A 20,519-nucleotide genomic window follows, 5' to 3' on the forward strand; every position below is an offset into this window, starting at 1 on the left:
GTCACGCTGCTCGCTCTGAGCGAACGCCGAAGGATCACATGTCTGCTGCGAGAGCGAACGGGGATCCGCTTCGACTATCCTGCGTCAGAGCTTCACCAGTTTAGCGCGCGCCAGCAGCAGATAGACCTCGCAGCCGAGGCAGTAGCCGAAGACGCCGTTGAGAAAGGCTGCGACGAACGCGACGGCGGTGGGTGCGAAGAGCCCCCACGGCACACCCAGCAGCGCCAGCACAAGGCCGACTGCGGTGAAGACGAACCCCACGAGCTGTGCGAATCGCGGCGGCCTCGGGTTTTCGAGCTGTTCTGGTGGTGCCAGTCTCGGGCGAACCACAGCGCGAAACAGTACGGAGTACGGATGTGTCTTCGCCCCCAGAAACGCGCCCCAGGCAAAGAGCAGCGTCACGACCAGCAGCAGCCAGAAGCTGGGGCGTGCCAGCACCCCGCCGGTCTCGCCGGGTCGGATCCCGGGGCCTTCGACCAGGTTGAGAAACAGCACGACGAGCAGCAGCACCCAAGTGATGTTCGCCCCGAAGCGCGGTGCCCTGGGGTCGATGCCCGGCCCGTTCGGCTGGGCCTGCAGGGTATACGTCTTATCGCCCATATGAGCCTCCTCTGGATCCCTCGATGCCTGCCGTGTGCTCAGCTCCCGTGGCCAGTAGGTCGTCGATCAGCTCGCGGTAGCGACTCTGCGTCGCAGGCCCCTCGACCCGGCCGGCCTGAGAACCGTGTGCATCGAAGAACAGCACCGTGGGTGTGCGTCGAATGCCATAACGTCGAGCGGTGTCGAGATCACTGCCGACGTCGATCTCTACGAAGGCGATGTCTGGATCGGCCGCGCTGATCGCGGTGAGCGACCGGCGCACTGATGGGCAGTGGGCGCAGACATCGGTCGACATCTGCACGATCGTCGCTCGCAGGCCGAGCCGCCCCAGCACCGGGTCTGCAGTGGTCGTCGCAGGATGCCATGGTGGCGTCTGCTGAGATCGGTTGCGCACGAGTCGCCCCTGCCGCAAGCGCCAGAGCAGACCGAGCGCTGTCGCGATGAGGCAGAGGCCCGACAGAACGAAGACGGCGGTGAGTGGTGACATTGTGGTGGCAGCCTATGTCGCTTCGCCCTCCCACAGCCTCTCGGCTGACACATGGCGCAACGTTCATCACCCGGCCGCATGACACGGCGTGGCGAACCCGCGGTTTCGCTGAGACTCCACCGGGGTTAGCATTAAGAAGTGCAGAAAGCCCTACTTCTCGAGAACATCCATCCGCTTGCCGTCTCAAATCTGAAGGCCCGAGGTTTCGAGGTCGCCACCGTCGGTGGTGCGCTCGACGAAGACGAGCTCATCTCGAAGCTCGCCGACGTCTCGGTGCTCGGCATTCGATCGAAGACCCACGTCACCGATCGCGTGCTCGCCAACGCCCCGCAGCTCGAGGCGGTCGGTGCGTTCAGCATCGGCACCAACCAGATCGACCTGCCTGCAGCCGCAGAGCGTGGCATCGCAGTCTTTAACGCCCCCTACTCGAACACCCGCTCGGTCGTCGAGCTGGTCATCGGCGAGCTGATCATGCTCGTGCGCCACATTCCCGAGAAAGATCGGATGGCGCACCGAGGCATCTGGGACAAAGCTGCGACCGGCTCGCACGAGGTGCGTCACCGCACCCTCGGCATCATCGGCTACGGCAACATCGGCGCCCAGCTCTCGGTCGTCGCCGAGGCCCTCGGTATGAAGGTCGTCTTCTACGACCTCGAAGAGAAGCTCGCGATGGGCAACGCCGAACGCCGGCACACGCTCAACGAGCTGCTCGAAGAGAGCGACGTCGTGACCCTGCACGTCGACGGCCGCAAGTCGAACACCAACTTCTTCGGCACCGAGCAGTTCGCCGCCATGAAAGACGGCGCGATGTTCATCAATAACTCACGCGGCCACGTGGTCGACATCGAGGCTCTCTACGACGCGGTCAAGAGCGGCCACGTCGGCGGTGCGGCGATCGATGTCTACCCCGCCGAGCCCAAGAAGCGCGGCGACGCCTTCGAGACCAAGCTCGCCGAGTTCGACAACGTCATTCTCACCCCGCACATCGGCGGTTCGACCGAAGAGGCCCAGCGCAACATCGGCCGCTTCGTCTCGGGCAAGCTCATCGACTACATCAAGCACGGCGACACCAGCCTGAGCGTCAACCTGCCGGTGCTGACGCTGCCCTGGACCGACGGCATCCACCGCATCGCCCACGTTCACCGCAATATTCCGGGCGTGCTCGCAAAGGTCAACAACACACTCAGCGATCTCGGTGTGAACATCGACAGCCAGGTGCTCGCCACCCGCGGCCAGATCGGCTACGCAGTGACCGACGTCAACGCCTGGGTCGAAGAAGAGGTGCTCGAGGTGCTGCGCGGCATGGATGAGACCATCCGCCTGCGGATCATGGGCTGACCTGGATCAGCCTCGACAACGGCGGTCATCTGCTCTCACTGGAGGGCCGGATGACCGCCGTTCTGCTCAGCGCACGTGGTCGAAGAGTTCGCTCGTGATGTAGCGCTCACCGGTGTCGGGCAGCACCGCGACGATCGTCTTGCCCGCATATGCGGGCTCGGCCGCAAGTCGCGTCGCGGCCAGTAGTGCAGCACCCGACGAGATGCCGACGATCAGCCCCTCGAGTCGTGCCGCGCGCCGCGAGGTCTCGATGGCCTGATCCTGCTCGACGGCCACCATGCGGTCGATCACCTCGACGTCGGTGACCGGCGGGGTGCCGTCGCCGCCGGTGATGCCCTGAATCTTATGCGGCTGCCACTCGCCGCCACTGAGCACCGGCGCCTCGGCCGGCTCGACCCCGATCACCTCGATATCGGCCTTCACCTGTTTCAGGAACCGTCCCGCACCACTGATCGTGCCGCCGGTGCCGGTCGTCGCAACCAGGACATCCACCTCACCGTCGGTGTCATCCCATATTTCGGGACCTGTGGTGCCGAAGTGGACCCTCGGGTTGGCCTCGTTGCCGCCCTGCCCCGTGAGCACCAGGCTCGGGTCTGCTTCGAGTATCTCGCCCGCCCGCTGGTTGGCACCGCCCATGCCTTCGTCACCCGGAGTGAGCACCAGCTCGGCACCGAGCGCCTTGATCAGGGTGCGCCGTTCGAGCGAGACGTCGTCAGGCATCACGATGACCACACGGTAGCCGCGAACCGCTCCGATCCAGGCCAGGGCGATGCCGGTGTTGCCGCTCGTGGCCTCGAGAATGCCCCTGCCCTGGCCGAGGCTGCCGTCAGCTTCAGCGGCGCGCACGATCGACAGCGCCGTGCGGTCTTTGATGCTTGACGCGGGGTTGAACGACTCAAGCTTCGCCAGCACGCGTGTGCCCTGCTGTGCATCGGCGGTCAGGCGGTTGACCTGGACGAGCGGAGTGTGACCGACGGCCTCGGTCAGATCGTGAAAGATTCTCGGCATGCCTCGCATTCTATGGTCTCGTCATCACGTCTGGCGTTCTCTGACGAACTGCGTCGCCGTCTCGGTTCTCGGCTCGGTTCTCGGCTCGGGTCGCTGGTCGGGTCGCGGCCCGTGGGCAGAGGCAATACGGTGCACCGCCGCTGCGCTCGGTGTATCATCGTTGGGTGCCGACTGCGGCGCCTCTCCCCGTAGCTCAGTGGACAGAGCAGAGGGTTTCTACCCCTTGTGTCGCGGGTTCAAATCCTGCCGGGGAGACTCAGAACCACTTGGAGGCCTTGTGCCACACGGCAAGAACATCATCTGGATCGACTGCGAGATGACCGGCCTCGACCTGCACAGAGACGAGCTGATCGAGATCGCCGTGATCGCGACTGACGAGAATCTCAATGTGTGCGATGCGGGCATCGATCTGATCATCAAGCCGTCGGCGGATGCGCTGGCCGGCATGAATGACTTCGTGCGGAACATGCACACCGAGTCGGGTCTGCTCGACGAGCTCGATGGCGGGATCTCGCTGGCCGAGGCCAACGATCAGGTGATGGCGTATGTGAAGAAGCATGCGCCGCGACCGCAGGCGAACCCGCTGGCCGGCAACTCGATCGGCACCGATCGCGGCTTCTTGGCCCGCGATCTGCCCGAGCTGGACGAGCACCTCAACTACCGCAACATCGACGTGTCGAGCCTCAAAGAGCTTGCACGACGGTGGTTCCCGAGAGCGTACTACCACTCCCCCGACAAACATGGCGGTCACCGCGCGATGGCCGACATCATCGAGTCGATTCGCGAGCTCGACTACTACCGTCGCACCTTCATCGTGGCCGAACCCGGGCCGACGAGCGCCGAGGCGACGGCCGCATGCGAGGCCTCGGAAACCCGATTCGCGTCGCTGCTGCAAAACCAGTAAGATGAAACGCGCTGCGTTCGAGCGATCGAGTGCACATGGTGGCTATAGCTCAGTTGGTAGAGCGCCGGCTTGTGGTGCCGGATGTCGCGGGTTCAAGTCCCGTTAGCCACCCCAGTAAGTATGCGGGATGTAGCAGGTTGCAGCAGTTGGCGGCTACACCTGCGACGATACTTGCCTTAAGACCTACGTTCAGGCCCCGCCGTTGGAAGAACGGCGACGTCACCTACCGCACGCAGTTCTGAGTCAACGGGCACATGATGCCAGAGGCCTTCACAGAGACAAGACCGCGTCGAGATTCGACGGCCTCGTCGACCGCACGACGGAGTCAGCGAGCACTGCCGATATTCCGATCTTGTTCGTCTCCTTGGACCATGCGGGTCACTTCCTCGAGCGAGAGAAACTTCCCGTCAGAGTCCAGCCGTGCGAACACGTACACCTCTTGCTCGACTGTTGACTCGTCTCGTTTTGTCACAACCACACGGTGTCTCTCCGCATAATGGTCACCATCGGTGAGCTCATCTAACACCTTGATCTTCGCGCTGCTGGTGATGACCCGAAGGTGTTCGATGTGTTCAGCGAACTGCTCACGCGTGGTCCAATCACCATTGGTGCACTGACGGTATTTATCGCTGAAGTGACGGTCCAACAGTGTCTCGAGAGATGATTGGCGGTCGTTGAGAAGGTCGGACAGTGCGAGCGCAAGTGTGGTCATTTGGGATTCTCAATTCAAAGTCGACCAAGCGGGCTACAACCCCTAGTGATAGCACAAATGGCAGCCTTGACCATCAGTGCCTCGAATTTGCGTTCAGCCCCACAGAGTCACTTCACCCAAACAGTCTGAGCGAGCTGTAGCTCCGCGTTCTCCTCCATGCCAGGGGCGTAAGCCTGTTCGACGTCAATATTCATCTTAGAAGTCAGGGTCAGAGCGGACAAAACGACCCAGCATCCTGTCCCAGAAGCTCTCATCGCCCGGCGATAGTGGGCGTTGATCGACCCCGTGTTCGGTGTTCAGAATCCTCCCGATTACGCAGACAAGGGAAAGATCTGAAGAACTCCCCTGCGACTGCGCGTCAGTACCGTTGGGTCTTGGTCCTACCTCATAGGCTAAACGAGCTTGCCACAATCCAATGAGGGGGAAACGTGCCCGAGATCACCGAGCGTCTGAACAGCCTGGCCACAAAGATCGATAAACAGCGCGACGCGATCGAAACCGAAGAAGCCACAAAAAACGCATTTGTGATGCCCTTCATCTCGCTCGTGTTGGGGTACGACGTCTTCAACCCGAACGAAGTAGTGCCCGAGTACACCGCAGACATCGGCACGAAGAAGGGCGAGAAGATCGACTACGCGATCATCAAAGACGATGTCGTGCAGATTCTCGTCGAGTGCAAGAAGATCGGCGAAGATCTCAATATCAACCATGCCTCACAACTGTTTCGATACTTCGCCGTCACGAATGCACGCATCGCAATCCTGACTAACGGTGATGAGTACAAATTCTTCACCGATCTTGAGAAGCCCAATCGAATGGACGAGAAGCCGTTCCTCCGATTCCAGGTGTCTGATCTGGATCCCGTCGTCATCCCCGAGCTCAACAAGCTCACAAAAGAGGTCTTCGATCTCGACTCCGTCTTGAACGCCGCTGAAGAACTCAAGTACGTCGGTGAGCTCAAACGTGCCCTGGCCGCTCAGTTCAAAGCACCTGATGACGACTGGATCAAGATGGTCGCTTCGCGCGTGTACGACGGATCCTTCACACAGAAGGTGCGCGACCTGTTCTCAGGTCTGGTACCGAAAGCCATGAAACAGTTCTTGGCAGACCAAGTCAACGACCGGCTCAAGGCTGCCTTGGGCAGCCAGGCCTACCAGACCGAATCCGATGACGCATCGGTCTCCGGGCCCGCGGCCAGCGCCAACGTGGCACAGGCCAGCGTGGATCATCCTGACGAGAAGTCGGACAAAGGCATCGAGACCACTTTGGAAGAGATCGAGGCCTATCAGATCGTGCGAGCCATCGTCTGCAGCGAAGTCTCACCAGCACGCATCGCCCAGCGCGACACAAAGTCTTACTTCGGAATTCTACTCGACGACAACAATCGCAAGCCGATCGCACGTCTTCATTTCAACACCGGGCAGAAGTACATCGGGCTCTTCGACACCGAGAAGAACGAGACTCGTGAAACGATCGACACCCTTGACGAGATCTACAAGTTCGCCGACCAACTCAGAGCCACCGCACACTTCTACGACTGATCCGTGCCTTCGAACCCTCGCTGGCCAGTGGCAGGCGCTGTCCCCACAGCCTGCTCTCAGCCACGGTAGGTACACTCATGCGACCAGCCGCGAATGAAGGAGCGACTCGCCAATTGGGTTCAACGCCGACCGCACGCCGAGCACCACGACACCGTTCGATCCGCCGTCACGCGCGCTCGCATCCGCGCGCTGACGACCCTGGCGGGGCCGCACCTCGCCGCCACAGGCCGCTCGCCGATCAGCCCACCACACCGCTGGCCGGTGTGATCGTCAATGAGGCGAGCGCCTCATGACTGGGCTGCTGCTCTCTCTGCTGCTCGGCGTGGTGCTGATTCTGGTCATCATCGTCGTCAACGGCTACTTCGTGGCGCAGGAGTTCGCCTATATGTCGGTCGACCGAGCCGGCCTGGCTGCCCGAGCCAAGACGGGCGACAGGCGCGCCCAGCGAGCTCTCGCCGTCACCAAGCGCACCTCGTTCATGCTCTCCGGCGCGCAGTTGGGCATCACCGTCACCGGCCTGCTCGTCGGATACATCGCCGAGCCACTGATCGGCGACTCCCTCGCCCAGATCTTCGGAGGCCTCGGGGTACCCGCCGCCGTCACGATTCCGGTGAGCACCATCGGCGTGCTCGTGATCGCCACGATCGTGCAGATGATCTTCGGCGAGCTGTACCCGAAGAACCTCGCGATCTCGGCGCCCGAGCCGCTCGCACTGCGGCTGGCCCGCTCGACGCAGATCTACCTGGCCGTCTTCGGCTGGCTGATCACCGTCTTCGACGTCGCGGCCAACCTCTTCGTGCGTCTCATCGGCGTCAAACCGGTGCACGACGTCGATTCCAGTGCCTCGCCTCAAGAGCTGCGGCGGGCTGTCGCCGACTCCCGCGAGAGCGGGCACCTGCCGGCAGATCTGGCTGTGCTCATCGATCGTGTGCTCGATTTTCCCAGCGACGACGTCGAACACGCGATGATCCCGGCGTCACGCGTCGCGACGGTGACGCATGAGACGACCGTCGCCGAGCTGCGGCGCGAGATGGCCCACGGGCACAGTCGTTTTCCGGTGCTCGACGATCGTGCCGACCCCTGCGGCGTCGTGCAGCTGATCGATCTGCTGCGACACACCGGTGCCGAGACAGACCCCGTCTCGGTGATCATGCGCACCCCGGTGCTCGTGCCCACCCTCATGCCGCTGCCCGCCGCGCTCGACGAGATGCGCGAGGCCGGTGCACAGCTGGCCTGCGCCATCGACGAATACGGAGGCTTCGCCGGCATCATCACCACCGAAGACGTCGCCGAAGAACTCGTCGGCGAGATCACCGACGAGCACGACGGAGGCCGCGAGAGCGCACTCCACCGCATCCACGTCGATCAGCCCTCGCAGAGCTGGGAGGTCGGCGGCGACACCCATATCGACGAGGCGTCCCGCATCATCGGCAGACAGCTGCCCGAAGACGACGTCGAGACCGTGGCCGGCCTTGCGATCAGCGCGAGCGGCGCGTTCCTCGAACCTGGTGACACTGTGACCGTCGCGCTGCCCGCCGACCCGGCAGACCTCGCCGAGGGCGAACCGGTGCAGCGAGAGCTCGAGATCACGGCGCTTGAGGTCGATCGGCTCGTGCCGAGCCGGCTGCGGCTGCACCTCATCGAGCGAGATGCGGATGCGATGGACACGCACCCGGCCGCCCCAGGCACCGAGGGAGGCCACCGATGACACAGTCACCGCTCTTCGTCGTGATCGCGACCACCGTACTCATCGTGCTCAGCGCATTCTTCGTCATCATCGAGTTCGCGCTGCTGGCGGCTCGCCGCCCCAGGCTGGAGGCAGACGCAGCGACGAGCCTGCGCGCACGAGCCGCGCTGCGCGGCATGAACGAGCTGACGATCATGCTCGCCGTGGCCCAGTTCGGCATCACGATCTGCACGTTCGCGCTGGGTGCGATCACCAAGCCCGCGGTCGACGCGTGGCTCAGTCCGATCCTTGCCGCTTGGGGCGCGCCAGACTGGCTGGCAGACAGCGGAGCCTTCGTGCTCGCCCTGCTGTTCGTCACCTTCCTGCATCTGGTGATCGGCGAGATGGCTCCGAAGTCGTGGGCGATCGCCCACCCCGAGGCAGCTGCGAGCGCCGTCAGTCTGCCTGCCCGTGGTCTGGCCTGGCTGCTGCGCCCGCTGCTCGTCTGGATCAACCGCATCGCCAACCGTCTCGTCGCCGCCAGCGGCTACTCCCCCGCCGAGTCGCGCAGCACCGGGGGTCAGAACGTCGAGGCGATTCGTCATCTGGTCGAGCATTCGGCCGCCGTGGGCACGCTCGACGATGCGTTCCGTGCCCAGTTGGCGCAGGTGCTCGATCTCGAGCGGCTGACGGTCGCCGATCTGCTGCCTGCCGCACCATCGCATCCTGCCGCCGTCACGCAGGATGCGACCGCGGCAGACGTGCGCGACGTCGCCGCCGCCTCGGGTCACCTGCGGGTGCTCGTCGAACGCTCCGGCACTCCCGGTGTGGTGCACGTGCGCGACCTGCTGCTGCACGACGACGACGATCGCATCGACGACCTGGTGCGAGAGCCGTTAGAGTTCGCCGTCGACCTGCCTGCGCATGCAGCCCTCGCGCGGATGCGAAAGACCGGCCGCCAGTTCGCCGTCGCCACGAGAGATGGTGCGTTCGTCGGCGTGGTGACGATGTCTGATGTGCTGCGACGGGTGCTGCCGAACGGGGCCGGTCTGCGGCTGTGACGGGTGGCTGCAGCTGTGACGTTGCTGCAGTCGTGACAGGTGGTGCCGAGCTGCCCCTGCGCCGGTCTGCGGCTGTGGCGAGAGCTCGGCCTGCGCCGATTGGCTAGCGCTGCCACCGATCGCTCCAGATTGGCAGGTTTCCGCGCAATCAGCGCAGGTGCGGAGCGATCTGTGATGGCGTCGCCACGTGGGTCAGGATGTGCCATGCGCTTTCCGAAAGGATTCACTCTCTGATAGACAGAATTTGTGGCGAAAACAGCTCATTCCCACACATTCTGCGCAGCGACGCGAGTGGCAACCTGCCGAGTGCGTACTTCGTGTGCAGTCGAGCACGAAAGTGCAGAAGGAGCTGGAAAAACCGTGTGAAGGTGACAATTTCTACACTCTCGACGAAATCAAACAGGTTCTGCACACTCGACGTGCCGAAAGTCCAACGGTTCTGCACACTCGAGAACCTCGAGGCAGACCAAAACCGCAGGTTCTGCACATTTGACGGCAGCACAACAGCCCATACAACCGGTTCTGCCCAGTGAGATCGCTCCGCACCTGCGCCGATTGGCCGGCACCGCCACCGATCGCTCCAAATTGGCGGGTTTCCGCGCGATCGGTGCAGGTGTGGAGCAATCGGCGCAGGTGCGGAGCGATCCGTGTCGACAGAGAAGCACACCGCCCTGCCAGTTCCGTCGCACGCGCCGTACCGAACGCGAGACAATGGGATGGTGAGCACCGAGACAGACCGCACCATGGCATCCGCCGTTCAGGCCACACCTAGCCCAACCACCGCACAGACCACACCAAGCCAAAACCTCATCAACACCGCGCCAGAACCACGCGCCGCAACAGATTCGAGCCCCGCCATCTCAGCACCCGAGATCAACGTCACCGACACCGCCCTCATCTTCGAGGGAGGAGGCATGCGCGCCGCATGCACCGCCCCCGTGGTGGCCGGCCTCGTGCGCGAGAACATCAACTTCGGCTGGGTCGGCGGGGTCTCGGCAGGCTCATCGCACACCGTGAACTACCTGAGCCGCGACCCTCTGCGGGCACGCAAGTCGTTCGTCGACTTCGGCGCCGACCCGAATCTCGGCAGCCTCGGCACCTGGCTGCGCGGCAAGGGCGCCTTCAACTCCGACTACATCTATCACCACACCTCGAACCCCGGCGAGGCGCTGCCGCTCGACTGGCAGATGTACCGACGCAACCCCGCGCAGTTCGCGATCGGCGCCTTCTGCGCTGACACCGGCGACACCGTCTACTGGGGCCGCGACGACATCGCGAGCTTCGATGGTCTGCTCGACCGTGTGCAGGCCTCGTCGACGATGCCGATCTTCATGCCTCCCGTGCACCTCGACGGGCGCACCTACGTCGACGGTGCCCTCGGCCCGACCGGCGGCATCGCGTTGGATGCTGCCCGAGCCGCCGGGTTCGACAAGTTCGTCGTGGTGCTGAGCCGTCCGCGCGACTATGTGAAACCGCGGTTTCGGGCGGGCGCTGCGGCCCGGCTGGCGTTCCGGCGCTTTCCCGCGGTGCCGGCTGCGCTGGCTGCCCGACCCGAGCACTACAACCGCACCCGGGCCGAGCTGTTCGAACTCGAACGAGCCGGCAGGGCCTACGTGTTCGCACCGACCGGGCTCACCGTCAGCAACCAGGAGCGCGACGTGGCGAAGCTCGCGCAGTCGTATGCCGAGGGTGCGGCGCAGTTTCGCAGCGAAGTCGACGCGATCAGAGAGTTCGTCGGTCTCGCACGTCCTGCACAGGCGTAGCCTGAGGCTATGAACGTCGCCCCTGCCGCACTCCCCGACCTCGCTTCGATTCCCGCGCTGGAGCCGCTCGCCCACGCCGACACGATTCTCGTATTCGACGGCGAGTGCGAGTTCTGCCGGCGCTGCGTCGACATCTTGCAGAGCCTCGATCGACATGATCGCGTTTACTCCGTGCCCTCGCAGAACCTGCCGGTGCGCGAGGCGCTGCGTCTCTCGGCCGACGAGGCCGCCGAATCGGTCTGGCTGTACGTGAGGCTGCCCTCTGGCCGATGGATGCGATGCTCAGGCGCCGCGGCCGTCGACAGTGCATTGGACATCGCGTTGGGCGGGCGTGTGCTTCGCACGATCTATCATCTGCCCGGTGTCGCCCGTCTGCAGGAGCGCCTCTATCGTCGAGTCGCCGACGGCCGCGGCCCGAGCTGCAGCCTGTCAGATCAGGCTGCCACAATCTCAAAGGAGTCTTAGCCCACATGCGCATCTTCCCCTGCCCGGCCTGCGGTTCAATCGTCTATTTCGAGCAGCGCGCCTGCACGGAGTGCGGAACGGAGGTGGGTTTCTCAAGGGCAGACCGCACCATGGTGCCGCTGACGGACGGTGTCTGGATCGACGACAAGGGAGACCGCTGGCATCACTGCGAGAACGAGCGCATCGGCTGCAACTGGCTGGCCGCATCAGCCGACACTCTGTGCTTCTCATGTGCGCTCACGCGCAGCGTTCCCGACGACCTCGACGAACGAGTGATCCGGCTGCTCGCCGAGACCGCCGAGGCGAAGCGGCGGCTGGTCTTTCAGCTCGACGACCTGGATCTGCCCATCGTCAGCCACTGCCAGCAGCCTGACGGCGGGCTCGCATTCGACCTCGACGCTTCGACCGATGACAAAAAGGTGATGATCGGCCACATGAACGGCGTCATCACCATCGACATCACCGAGGCGCAGGATTCGCACCGTGAGGCGCTGCGCGCGCTGCTCGACGAGCCGTACCGAACCATGCTCGGGCACTTTCGACACGAGATCGGTCACTACTACTGGCAGGCACTGGTTGCTCAGCACGATGACTGGCTGCAGCGCTTTCGCGATCTCTTCGGCGACGAGCGGCAGGATTACGGCGCAGCGCTCAACGCCCACTACGGCGATGACGACGACGAGCGGCGGCAGGATCGCGCCACACGCAGCGAGAATTACATCTCGCAGTACGCGATGACGCATCCTTGGGAGGACTTCGCCGAGACGTTCGCGCATTTTCTGCACATCGCCGACACGCTGCAGACTGCTGCAGCACACGGCCTGCAGCTGCGTTTTCCTGATTCCTGGCCAGACAAAGTGAGGGTCGAGCAGACGTCGATTCCCACGCTCGCCGGTGCACCGACGGCAGACGCAGCAGACCTCTTGTCAATCTGGAATCCGCTGGCGACCGCGCTCAACCGAGTGAACCGCTCGATGGGCAAGCACGATCTCTACCCGTTCACGATCACCGATCAGGTCGCTGACAAGCTGACCTTCGTGCTCGAGTTGGTGCGCCACTTCGCCGGAGAGAACTCGGTAATCACCTCGCCCACGCACTGAGCGACAAAAGTACCCCCAGGGGTATATTGTGCTACGCTCTCACGTATACCCACCAGGGTATTCAGATCACCTGACCGCAGAATGACCTAGACGTCTCACGGCTGAGCCGTCGACACGGTCTCTGTCACAGATCGCACGTAACGAGGGGAACACCATGCGCATCATCATCGTGGGAGGCGTCGCAGGTGGCATGAGCGCCGCCGCACGCGCCCGACGACTCGACGAATCGGCCGAGATCATCGTGCTCGAACGCGGCGATCACGTCTCGTTCGCCAACTGCGGGCTGCCCTACTATGTCGGCGGCGAGATCGCAGACGAGTCGAAGCTGCTCGTCCAGACCCCAGAATCGCTGCGCGCCGCGCTGAACCTCGACGTGCGCGTACGCAACGAGGTGACGGCCGTCGACATCGACGCTCGCGAGGTGACCGTGCACACCGACGACGGTGACGAGATGCTGCCATACGACGCGCTGATCCTCTCGCCAGGCGGGCGCGCGCGGCATCCGCAGATCGAAGGCATCGACTCGCCGCGACTGCACACGCTGCGTTCGGTGCATGACGCCCTCGCGCTGCGCGAGCAGGTCACCTCGGGAGCCCGCCGCGCCGTCGTGCTCGGCGGCGGCTTCATCGGCGTCGAAGCTGCCGAGAACCTCGCCAACGCCGGCCTCGAGACCACGCTTGTGCAGGCGGCGTCGCACGTGCTCACGCCACTCGAGCCCGAGCTGGCGGTGCTCGTGCGCGACGAACTCGAGTGCATCGGCGTCGACGTTCGCGAGCACACCACGGCCGTGAGCATCCAGACGGGCGTCGATCACGACGTCGTCTCACTCAGCGACGGCACCGAGGTGCCCGCCGATCTGATCGTGCTGTCGGCAGGGGTGCGACCCGACACCGAGGTGTTCGAGCGGGCTGGCATCGCCTGCGAGCGCGGCGCGATTCTGGTGGACGCCGCCGGCCGCACCAGCGCACCCTCGGTCTGGGCGGTGGGTGACGCGACCGCCAGCGTGGATGCAGTGACCGGTGTGCGCCGACCCGTCGCGCTGGCTGGGCCTGCGAACCGGGCCGGGCGGCTCGTGGCCGACAGCATCCTGCGCGACGGCGACCCGCATCCGCTGCCGAAGCCGGTCGGCACCGCGGTGCTGCGCATCGGCGGTCTCACAGCAGCGTTCACCGGGGCCAATGCCGACGCGCTGCGCGATGCCGAGATCGACTTCGAGACCGTGCATCTGCATCCGCTGCAGCACGCGGGCTACTTTCCCGGCGCGCAGGCGATGCACATGATCGTGCACTTCAGGCGACCCGACGGGCTCGTGCTCGGTGCGCAGATCGTGGGCGCCGACGGGGTCGACCGTCGCATCGACGTGCTCGCCACCGCGATTCGCGCGCAGATGCGCATGGTCGACCTGATCGATCTCGATCTGGCCTACGCTCCCCCGTTCGGGCAGGCGAAAGACGCTGTCAACCTGGCAGGCATGGTCGGCGAGAACGTGCTGAACGGGCAGCAGCGGCTGTGGCATGCGGCTGATCTCGATGCGGTGATGCGCGAGTCGCTCGTCGTCGACACCCGTTCGCCGCAGGAGTTCGCCGACGGACACCTTGTCGGCTCGATCAACGTTCCGCACACAGTGGTGCGCGAGCATCTGGCTGACATCGCGCTCGCTGCCGGCGGCCGGACGGTGCGCACGCTCTGTGCGGCCGGCGTGCGCTCGCACATCGCAACGCGCGTGCTGCTGCAGCATGGGCTCGATGCGGCGATGCTCTCGGGTGGCATGCAGACGCTGCGCGCGGCCCTGCGCGCCGAGGGCCGCGAACACATAATCACCACTCCGGGTGCGTTCACCCCGCCGACTCCGGAGTTCGCATCGAAAGGAACCCAGTCATGATCAGTGACGACCCTCAGGCTGTTCGCCGCATCGTCAACCGGCTACGCCGTGCACGTGGCCAGCTCGACGGTGTCATCAGCGCCATCGAGAACGAGGCTCCCTGCCGTGACGTGGTGACGCAGCTCTCGGCTGTGACCAGTGCCCTGGACCGGGCGGGCTTCGCAATCATCTCGACCGCGATGCGCGAGTGTCTGTCCGAAGACGCAACGCCGTCGGATGAAGAGTCGTCTGGTGCCGAGGTCGCCGAGGCCTCGAATGACGCTTCCTCTGCCCAAGAGAGCCCCACCCGAACCGGCGATGCCAAACTGACCACCGCGGAACTCGAGAAGCTCTTCCTGATGCTCGCCTGAGCATCCACGACGACGACCACACACTAAGGAGACCACGATGTGCCAACAGACTCGATGCAAGACCTGCGGCAAGATCACCTGGCGCGGCTGCGGCCAGCATGTCGACCAAGTCATGCGCGGCGTGCCGAAAGACCAGCGCTGCCCGGGGCATGAGCAAGAGCAGCAGCACACAGGCTGGTTCGCCAAGATCTTTCGGTGAGCAGACCCTCTGCGGGTGCATACGGCTGCCGAAGTCGCCATGTCTTGCCCGGCGATCGAGTCGTGCCGCCTCGCACGCTGGCCCGCTTCGCCGTTGACCCACTCACACTGAACGGATATACATAGACGATGGCTACTCAAGAGATCACAGTCGAGAACATCAACGAGACAATCACCGGCAACGACATCGTGCTGCTCGACTTCTGGGCGTCGTGGTGCGGCCCGTGCCGCGCATTCGCGCCCGTCTTCGAGAACGTCTCAGAGAAGAACCCCGAGATCGTGTTCGGCAAGGTCGACACCGACGCCCAGCAGGAGCTGGCGCAGGCCTTCCAGATCAGCTCGATTCCGACGCTCGTGATCTTCCGCGAGCAGATTCCGATCTTCGCTCAACCCGGTGCAATGAACATCGCTCAGCTCACCGAGATCATCGAGAAGGTCGGCCAGCTCGACATGAACGAGGTTCGTGCCGAGATCGCACAGCAGCAGGCATCGCAGCAGGCGACGGAAGAGAATTCTCAGGGTGCGCCGAGCACGCAGGCCGCACAGACCTCAGGAGACGAAGCGTAGACCACGGGAGACGGCGCTTAGACCGCAGATATATCGAACCGCCCAAGGTCGCGCTCTCTCACGAACGGGCGCGGCCTTCGAGTATCAGTCCTGGTTCGCGTCTGCTTCGAACAGGTCGTTCATCAGCTGAGCCGATTCGGGTGCGCCGGCATCGAGCGATTCGACGTCACGCAGCCTGCGCTCGACCGCACGCGTGCGCCGACCGGCCTCGTCGACAGTGCGCTGGGCCGTCTGCAGCTGCTTGCTGAGCTTCTCCCACACCTGCCCGTACTTGCCGAACTCGGTCTTCGCAGCACTCAGGATCTTCCACACCTCAGACGTGCGCTGTTCGATGGCCAGAGTCTTGAAGCCCAGCTGCAGACTGTTGAGCAGCGACATCAGCGTCGTCGGCCCGGTCACCATGACGTGGAACTGCGTCTGCAGGTCGCTGGCCAGCCCCGGGCGGCGAATCACTTCGGCGAAGAGACCCTCAGTTGGCAGGTACATGATTGCGAAGTCGGTGCTGTGCGGCGGATCGATGTACTTGCTCGCAATGGTCTTTGCCTGCAGGCGAACTGCCTTCTCGAGGCTGCGGCCGGCAGCCTCGATGCCGCTGGTGTCGGCGGCCTCCTGCGCCTGCAGCAGACGCTCGTAGTCTTCTTGTGGAAACTTCGAGTCGATCGGCAGGTAGACCACCGACGTCTCGTCACGCCCTGGCAGCCGCACGGCGTATTCGACGTTCTCGGTGCTGCCGGGGCGAATGATCACGTTGCTCTTGTACTGATCGGGCGCCAGCAGGTCTTCGAGCTGACGCCCGAGCTGTACCTCTCCCCAGCTGCCGCGATTCTTCACGTTGGTCAGCACGCGCTTCAGGCCGCCGACATCGGAGGCGAGCGTCTGCATCTCGCCGAGGCCTTTCTGCACCTGTTCGAGCCGATCGCTGACCAGTCGGAACGACTCGCCCAGGCGCCGTTCGAGCGTGCCCTGCAGCTTCTCGTCGACGGTGGCGCGCATCTGTTCGAGCTTGCGTTCGTTGTCGGCCCGCAGACGCGCGAGCTCTGTCGCCAGCGTCTCATTCAGCGTCTGCATGCGCTCGGAGAACGAAGCCAGCCGCGTATCGACCGCCGCCCCCATCTCGTGTCGTGCGCGGGCAGCATCCTCACGCTGCAGAGCAGCTGCCTGCGACTGAGCATGCTCAAAGGCCTGCAGGCGCTGCTCGACCACCTGCGAGTTCTGCACGAGCTGCTGCCCGAGCGCGTGCTGCTGGGCGTAGAGATCAGGTTTGAGCTCGCCCACGGCCGCACGCACCTCGCGGCCGAGCGCACGCGAGTCGACCGCCGAAGCATCCCCACGACCCCCGCGCAACAGCAGGACGATGACGATCAGGCACAGCACGGCGATCAGCCCCAGCAGAGCCAGCATCAGCACGTTCATTCTTGTCGCTTCCTCACTCTTGACGGCCATGGCGCAGGCGAAGCTGCGTCGTCATGAGCTTAGAGCGACCCTCAGACATCACTCGTCGCTGCAGGGAACCGGCAGCGGCGTCACGCCTGACGCCCCGCTGCAGCGAAGCCTCAGTGCCCGGCGGCCTGCAGCTGCTGGTCGATGATCTTGCTGAACGCCGCGACTGGCTGGGCGCCTGAGACGCTCTTGTCTCCGATCAGGAATCCCGGCACGCCGTCGATGCCCTGCTGCTGCGCGTCGGTGGTGCTCTGCTGCACGGCCTGGCGCAGGTCGGCGCGATCGAGGTCTGCCGTGAATCGATCCATGTCTGGCACCTTGGCCGTCTGAGCGAAGGCGATCAGGTGGTCGCGGGGCATGTCTGGGTGCCCGCTCTCCGGAGCCGCTGCGTAGAGGGCTTCGAGGTACTCGACGTAGCGGCCCTGCTCGCCGGCGGCCCGTGCGGCGACCGCGGCGTCGACCGACTGATCTCCGAAGAAGGCCACATCGTGAAACTCATAGCGCACCTTGCCCGTGTCGACATAGTTCTGCAGAATCGTCGGCAGCGTCTGGTTCGCGTAGGCCGCGCAGAAGGGGCAGCGCAGGTCGATCCACTCGACGATGGTCACAGGTGCGTCGATGTCTCCGACCGCCATGGGATCGTTCTGCTGGTGACGGGCTGCGCGATCGGCCTGCGTCGTCTGGGTCGCGGTCGGCTCAGACTGCCCGTTCGACTGTTTGAAGGCGAGGGCGACGACGGCCACCAGCGCGATCGCGAGCACGATGGCCAGAATCGCATTGGCGATGTGCGCTCGGCGCAGGCGGCGGTTCAAGTCGTCGATCAGCAGCGCGGCGGGCTTTCGCTCACCTTTCGAGTTTGGGCGGGATGCTGGCTGAGTGGTGTGCGACGAAATGGGCATGATGCCTCTCAGGTTACCAGCCAGCTGTGAGCAGCCTGATCTGTTCAGCCAGCCGACGGGGCCTCCGTGACATCTCTCCTGATTCCACTACCTCATACCCACTCCATATTCCCCGGCTCATCCCCCGGCCCCTGGCCCCCTCATCGGGACATGGCAAATGCACGCCCACAGCATCCAGACATGGAACTTGGCATGTCTCGAAGGGCTGAGACGACATTTGCCATGCCTCGATACCGCTCAACCCCGGCGACTACCCTTGAGACATGTCTTCCACTCCCTCAGCCCTGCCCGCCGAATGGTTCGACCAGCTGCGCCGCTGGCCCGATGTCGAAGCCGACAATCTGCAGGCCTCGGACGCGACCGACCGGCTGCTGCTCGCCGAAGCCGCTGAGCAGATCGCCGCGAGCGCACCGGGCGAGGTGGTCGTGCTCGGTGACACGCACGGCGCTCTGACGCTGGGTGCGCGGATGCTCGGTGCAGTCGACGTGCGCGTTTGGACTGACGCGCTGGTCGCCGAGCAGGCCATCCAGGCCAACGCGATGCGGCTGGGTCTCACGGATGGATGGCGCACGGTCGCACTCGATCCCGAGGAGTTCGCCGGTGCTCGCATCGTGCTGGCACAGCTGCCGCGCAGCCTCGATCAGCTGCGGCTGCTGGTCGACCTCGTCGCAGCACACCCGGCCGAAGGCGTACAGGTCTACTGCGGCGGGCGGGTCAAGCACATGTCGCTGAGCATGAACGACGTGCTCAAGTCGCGTTTCGGGCAGGTGCACGCCTCGCTCGCGCACCAGAAGTCGCGTCTGCTGCTCGCCAGCGAGCCCCTCGCCGAAGACAGCACGGCAGACACTGCCGGCAGTGCTCACTGTGCCAACACGGCGAGCGCCGCCCCACTGCCCTTCTCGGAAGCCGAGGTCGATCCGGGCCACGGCATCGCACCGATCACTGTATGCGCAGTGCCCGGGGCCTTCGCCGGAGCTTCGCTCGACATCGGCACACGCGCGCTCCTGCCCTATCTGTCACAGGCAGCGCAGGATGCAGTGGTCCGGTTCTTCGAGCAGCAGCGGGCCGAGAGCGGCTCGAGCGACCAGAGACCGGTGGCCGTCGACCTCGGGTGCGGAACCGGCATCATCGCGACCGTTCTCGCCCAAGCCGATGCCCGGCTCCGTGTGATCGCGACCGACCAGCTGAGCAGCGCCGTCGCATCCGCACGGCTCACCGCCGCTGCGAACGGTCTCGCAGATCGCATCGAGGTTCGCCGTGACGTGCTGCTGTGCGAGGCGGAAGACGACAGCGTCGATCTCGTCGCCTGCAACCCGCCGTTCCACGTCGGAGCGGCCGTCCATACCGGCGTGGCGCTCGAAATGTTCGAAGAGGCCGCACGAGTGCTGCGACCGGGCGGCCGACTGCTGACCGTGTTCAACTCACACCTGCACTACGCATCCGACCTGCAGCGCATCGTCGGACCCACGCGACAGCTCGACCGCAACCGCAAGTTCACCGTCACCGAGTCACGCGCCCGCTGACAGCGGCCAGCCGCTGCCCGATCGTGTAAACCGCACGCACGCCTCGGCCGGGCAGCGGCTCCGTGACGGATGGGTCTCGCCACAGTCTGAAGACCCCCACCGACGCCGCACGCACGAAGAAGGCCCGCCGACACGTTCGTCGGCGGGCCTTCGGCGGCTGGGCGTCAGCGAATCAGTAGTACTCGCCCTGACGGAAGTTCCAGCTGTTGAAGTGCTTCGACAGAATCGACAGAATGCGGTCGAGATAGAGGCCCTTGCGAATCAGCGTCGGGCAGGGGGTGATCGAGCGGTCGCCGTGCTGCTCGGGCACGATTTTGCCGTCTGCGTCGACCATCGACACCATGACGCCCTGTTCGTAACGGGTCTCTTCGGTCTCGTTCGGCTGAATCGACTTCACGTAGTCGTTGGCCTCGATGATGAGGTCGGCGCTGTCGTGAATGCGATCGCCGATGCCGTCGACCTTGCCGCGGTTGCCCTTGCCAGACGGGTTCGCCGAGCTGGCGAAGGCGAGCTTGCCCTGCTCCCACAGCGCGGCCGCGAGGTTCTCTCCCGGCGTGCCGAAGCGGATGACGAAGCAGCTGGTGCCGCGCACGTCGCGTGCCAGCTCACGAGCGTGCTCGTCGGGGATGAACTCGAGAGCGTCTTCGCGCCACGGCAGGATGCAGCCCATCAGGATGTCTTCATCCCAGTGCTGCTGGTAGTAGGCCTCGATCTCAGGGGTGAGCTGTGCGAGACGCTTCAGCTGCTCCATCGACCCGCAGAGCACGACACCCGGCTTGTTGCGGTTGCGCTGCTTCGCCTCGAACTTGCGCTCGAGCCCTTTGCCGTCAGAGGTCATGATGATGTAGCCGACCTTGGTCGGGCTCACGATCATGCCGCCGTCGCCGAGAAGGATGTCAAGCCCCTCCTGCTGCACGCCGCCGTTCCAGTGGATGGTCTTGGTCTCGTTGCTCATCTCGCCTTCATTCCTGCTCTCGGGATCCGTGCTGTGCACGGCCACTCATCTTACCGCGGT

General features: G+C 64.5%; 20 protein-coding genes and 2 tRNA genes. 15 read left to right on the plus strand and 7 right to left on the minus strand.

Translation table 11 applies throughout. The annotated features are described in order from the left end of the window. Nucleotides 1-84: 84 nt before the first annotated feature. Nucleotides 85-600 (minus strand): DUF4395 domain-containing protein, encoded by a 516-nt coding sequence (locus tag F8O06_RS08725; protein WP_158038251.1) that lies wholly within the window; start codon nucleotides 598-600, stop codon nucleotides 85-87. Then, nucleotides 590-1,087, minus strand: coding sequence for a thioredoxin family protein (locus F8O06_RS08730; RefSeq protein ID WP_158038252.1), 498 nt, complete (start codon nucleotides 1,085-1,087; stop codon nucleotides 590-592). The genes F8O06_RS08725 and F8O06_RS08730 overlap by 11 nt, the downstream gene beginning before the upstream one ends. A gap of 138 nt (nucleotides 1,088-1,225) precedes the next feature. Here F8O06_RS08730 and serA point away from each other — a divergent pair, with 138 nt between their 5' ends. Then, entirely contained in the window at nucleotides 1,226-2,425 is a 1,200-nt protein-coding gene (serA, locus tag F8O06_RS08735; RefSeq protein WP_158038253.1) for a phosphoglycerate dehydrogenase, read from the plus strand. Between the two features lie 66 nt (nucleotides 2,426-2,491). Here the strand turns inward: serA and cysK are convergent, their stop codons facing one another. Continuing rightward, on the minus strand, nucleotides 2,492-3,433 hold the full coding sequence (gene cysK / locus F8O06_RS08740) for a cysteine synthase A (RefSeq protein ID WP_158038254.1): 942 nt from the start codon (nucleotides 3,431-3,433) through the stop codon (nucleotides 2,492-2,494). Between the two features lie 182 nt (nucleotides 3,434-3,615). On the opposite strand from cysK, the gene F8O06_RS08745 reads away from it, so the two are divergent. The 3 genes from F8O06_RS08745 to F8O06_RS08755 all read left to right on the plus strand — a co-directional run bounded on the left by F8O06_RS08745 (nucleotide 3,616) and on the right by F8O06_RS08755 (nucleotide 4,451). Continuing rightward, a tRNA-Arg gene (locus tag F8O06_RS08745) sits at nucleotides 3,616-3,688 on the plus strand. A 22-nt stretch (nucleotides 3,689-3,710) separates the two neighbouring features. Continuing rightward, on the plus strand, nucleotides 3,711-4,337 hold the full coding sequence (gene orn, locus F8O06_RS08750; protein WP_225733446.1) for an oligoribonuclease: 627 nt from the start codon (nucleotides 3,711-3,713) through the stop codon (nucleotides 4,335-4,337). A gap of 38 nt (nucleotides 4,338-4,375) precedes the next feature. Continuing rightward, a tRNA-His gene (locus tag F8O06_RS08755) sits at nucleotides 4,376-4,451 on the plus strand. Nucleotides 4,452-4,662: 211 nt separating this feature from the next. Here F8O06_RS08755 and F8O06_RS08760 read toward each other — a convergent pair. After that, a complete protein-coding gene (locus F8O06_RS08760) occupies nucleotides 4,663-5,049 on the minus strand; it encodes a nuclear transport factor 2 family protein (protein ID WP_158038255.1) in 387 nt (128 codons plus the stop codon). Between the two features lie 428 nt (nucleotides 5,050-5,477). Here F8O06_RS08760 and F8O06_RS08765 point away from each other — a divergent pair, with 428 nt between their 5' ends. The 10 genes from F8O06_RS08765 (at nucleotide 5,478) to trxA (ending at nucleotide 15,642) form a co-directional block, all read left to right on the plus strand. Continuing rightward, nucleotides 5,478-6,590: a type I restriction endonuclease gene (locus F8O06_RS08765; protein WP_225733447.1), complete on the plus strand. Its 1,113-nt coding sequence runs from the start codon at nucleotides 5,478-5,480 to the stop codon at nucleotides 6,588-6,590. Nucleotides 6,591-6,879: 289 nt separating this feature from the next. Next, nucleotides 6,880-8,298 carry a hemolysin family protein gene (locus tag F8O06_RS08770; RefSeq protein WP_158038256.1) on the plus strand — a complete coding sequence of 473 codons (1,419 nt, stop codon included), beginning with the start codon at nucleotides 6,880-6,882 and terminating at the stop codon, nucleotides 8,296-8,298. Continuing rightward, the gene (locus tag F8O06_RS08775) at nucleotides 8,295-9,317 is read left to right on the plus strand and encodes a CNNM domain-containing protein (RefSeq protein WP_158038257.1); all 1,023 of its coding nucleotides are present in this window, start codon (nucleotides 8,295-8,297) and stop codon (nucleotides 9,315-9,317) included. The genes F8O06_RS08770 and F8O06_RS08775 overlap by 4 nt, the downstream gene beginning before the upstream one ends. A 719-nt stretch (nucleotides 9,318-10,036) precedes the next feature. Next, nucleotides 10,037-11,080: a patatin family protein gene (locus tag F8O06_RS08780; RefSeq protein ID WP_225733448.1), complete on the plus strand. Its 1,044-nt coding sequence runs from the start codon at nucleotides 10,037-10,039 to the stop codon at nucleotides 11,078-11,080. A 9-nt stretch (nucleotides 11,081-11,089) separates the two neighbouring features. After that, nucleotides 11,090-11,545, plus strand: a complete 456-nt coding sequence (locus F8O06_RS08785) for a thiol-disulfide oxidoreductase DCC family protein (RefSeq protein ID WP_158031065.1) — start codon at nucleotides 11,090-11,092, stop codon at nucleotides 11,543-11,545. A gap of 5 nt (nucleotides 11,546-11,550) precedes the next feature. Next, nucleotides 11,551-12,645 carry a putative zinc-binding metallopeptidase gene (locus tag F8O06_RS08790; protein ID WP_158038258.1) on the plus strand — a complete coding sequence of 365 codons (1,095 nt, stop codon included), beginning with the start codon at nucleotides 11,551-11,553 and terminating at the stop codon, nucleotides 12,643-12,645. Between the two features lie 154 nt (nucleotides 12,646-12,799). Beyond that, nucleotides 12,800-14,527 carry an FAD-dependent oxidoreductase gene (locus F8O06_RS08795; RefSeq protein ID WP_158038259.1) on the plus strand — a complete coding sequence of 576 codons (1,728 nt, stop codon included), beginning with the start codon at nucleotides 12,800-12,802 and terminating at the stop codon, nucleotides 14,525-14,527. Further along, the gene (locus F8O06_RS08800) at nucleotides 14,524-14,877 is read left to right on the plus strand and encodes a metal-sensitive transcriptional regulator (RefSeq protein ID WP_158038260.1); all 354 of its coding nucleotides are present in this window, start codon (nucleotides 14,524-14,526) and stop codon (nucleotides 14,875-14,877) included. The genes F8O06_RS08795 and F8O06_RS08800 overlap by 4 nt, the downstream gene beginning before the upstream one ends. A gap of 37 nt (nucleotides 14,878-14,914) precedes the next feature. Then, nucleotides 14,915-15,076: a hypothetical protein gene (locus F8O06_RS12270; RefSeq protein ID WP_192496896.1), complete on the plus strand. Its 162-nt coding sequence runs from the start codon at nucleotides 14,915-14,917 to the stop codon at nucleotides 15,074-15,076. A gap of 128 nt (nucleotides 15,077-15,204) precedes the next feature. Further along, nucleotides 15,205-15,642 carry a thioredoxin gene (gene trxA, locus F8O06_RS08805; protein WP_158038261.1) on the plus strand — a complete coding sequence of 146 codons (438 nt, stop codon included), beginning with the start codon at nucleotides 15,205-15,207 and terminating at the stop codon, nucleotides 15,640-15,642. An 84-nt stretch (nucleotides 15,643-15,726) separates the two neighbouring features. Here trxA and F8O06_RS08810 read toward each other — a convergent pair whose 3' ends face one another. After that, nucleotides 15,727-17,055 carry a DNA recombination protein RmuC gene (locus F8O06_RS08810; protein ID WP_158038262.1) on the minus strand — a complete coding sequence of 443 codons (1,329 nt, stop codon included), beginning with the start codon at nucleotides 17,053-17,055 and terminating at the stop codon, nucleotides 15,727-15,729. A gap of 140 nt (nucleotides 17,056-17,195) precedes the next feature. Next, complete coding sequence (locus F8O06_RS08815) at nucleotides 17,196-17,981, minus strand: DsbA family protein (protein WP_158038263.1); 786 nt, start codon at nucleotides 17,979-17,981, stop codon at nucleotides 17,196-17,198. Between the two features lie 263 nt (nucleotides 17,982-18,244). Between F8O06_RS08815 and F8O06_RS08820 the strand changes: the two genes are divergently transcribed. Then, entirely contained in the window at nucleotides 18,245-19,504 is a 1,260-nt protein-coding gene (locus F8O06_RS08820) for a class I SAM-dependent methyltransferase (protein WP_158038264.1), read from the plus strand. Nucleotides 19,505-19,676: 172 nt separating this feature from the next. Here the strand turns inward: F8O06_RS08820 and F8O06_RS08825 are convergent, their stop codons facing one another. Beyond that, entirely contained in the window at nucleotides 19,677-20,459 is a 783-nt protein-coding gene (locus tag F8O06_RS08825; RefSeq protein WP_158031057.1) for an L-threonylcarbamoyladenylate synthase, read from the minus strand. Nucleotides 20,460-20,519: the final 60 nt, after the last annotated feature.

The sequence above is a fragment of the Pseudoclavibacter sp. CFCC 14310 genome (genome assembly GCF_008831165.1).
Classification (GTDB): domain Bacteria; phylum Actinomycetota; class Actinomycetes; order Actinomycetales; family Microbacteriaceae; genus Pseudoclavibacter_A.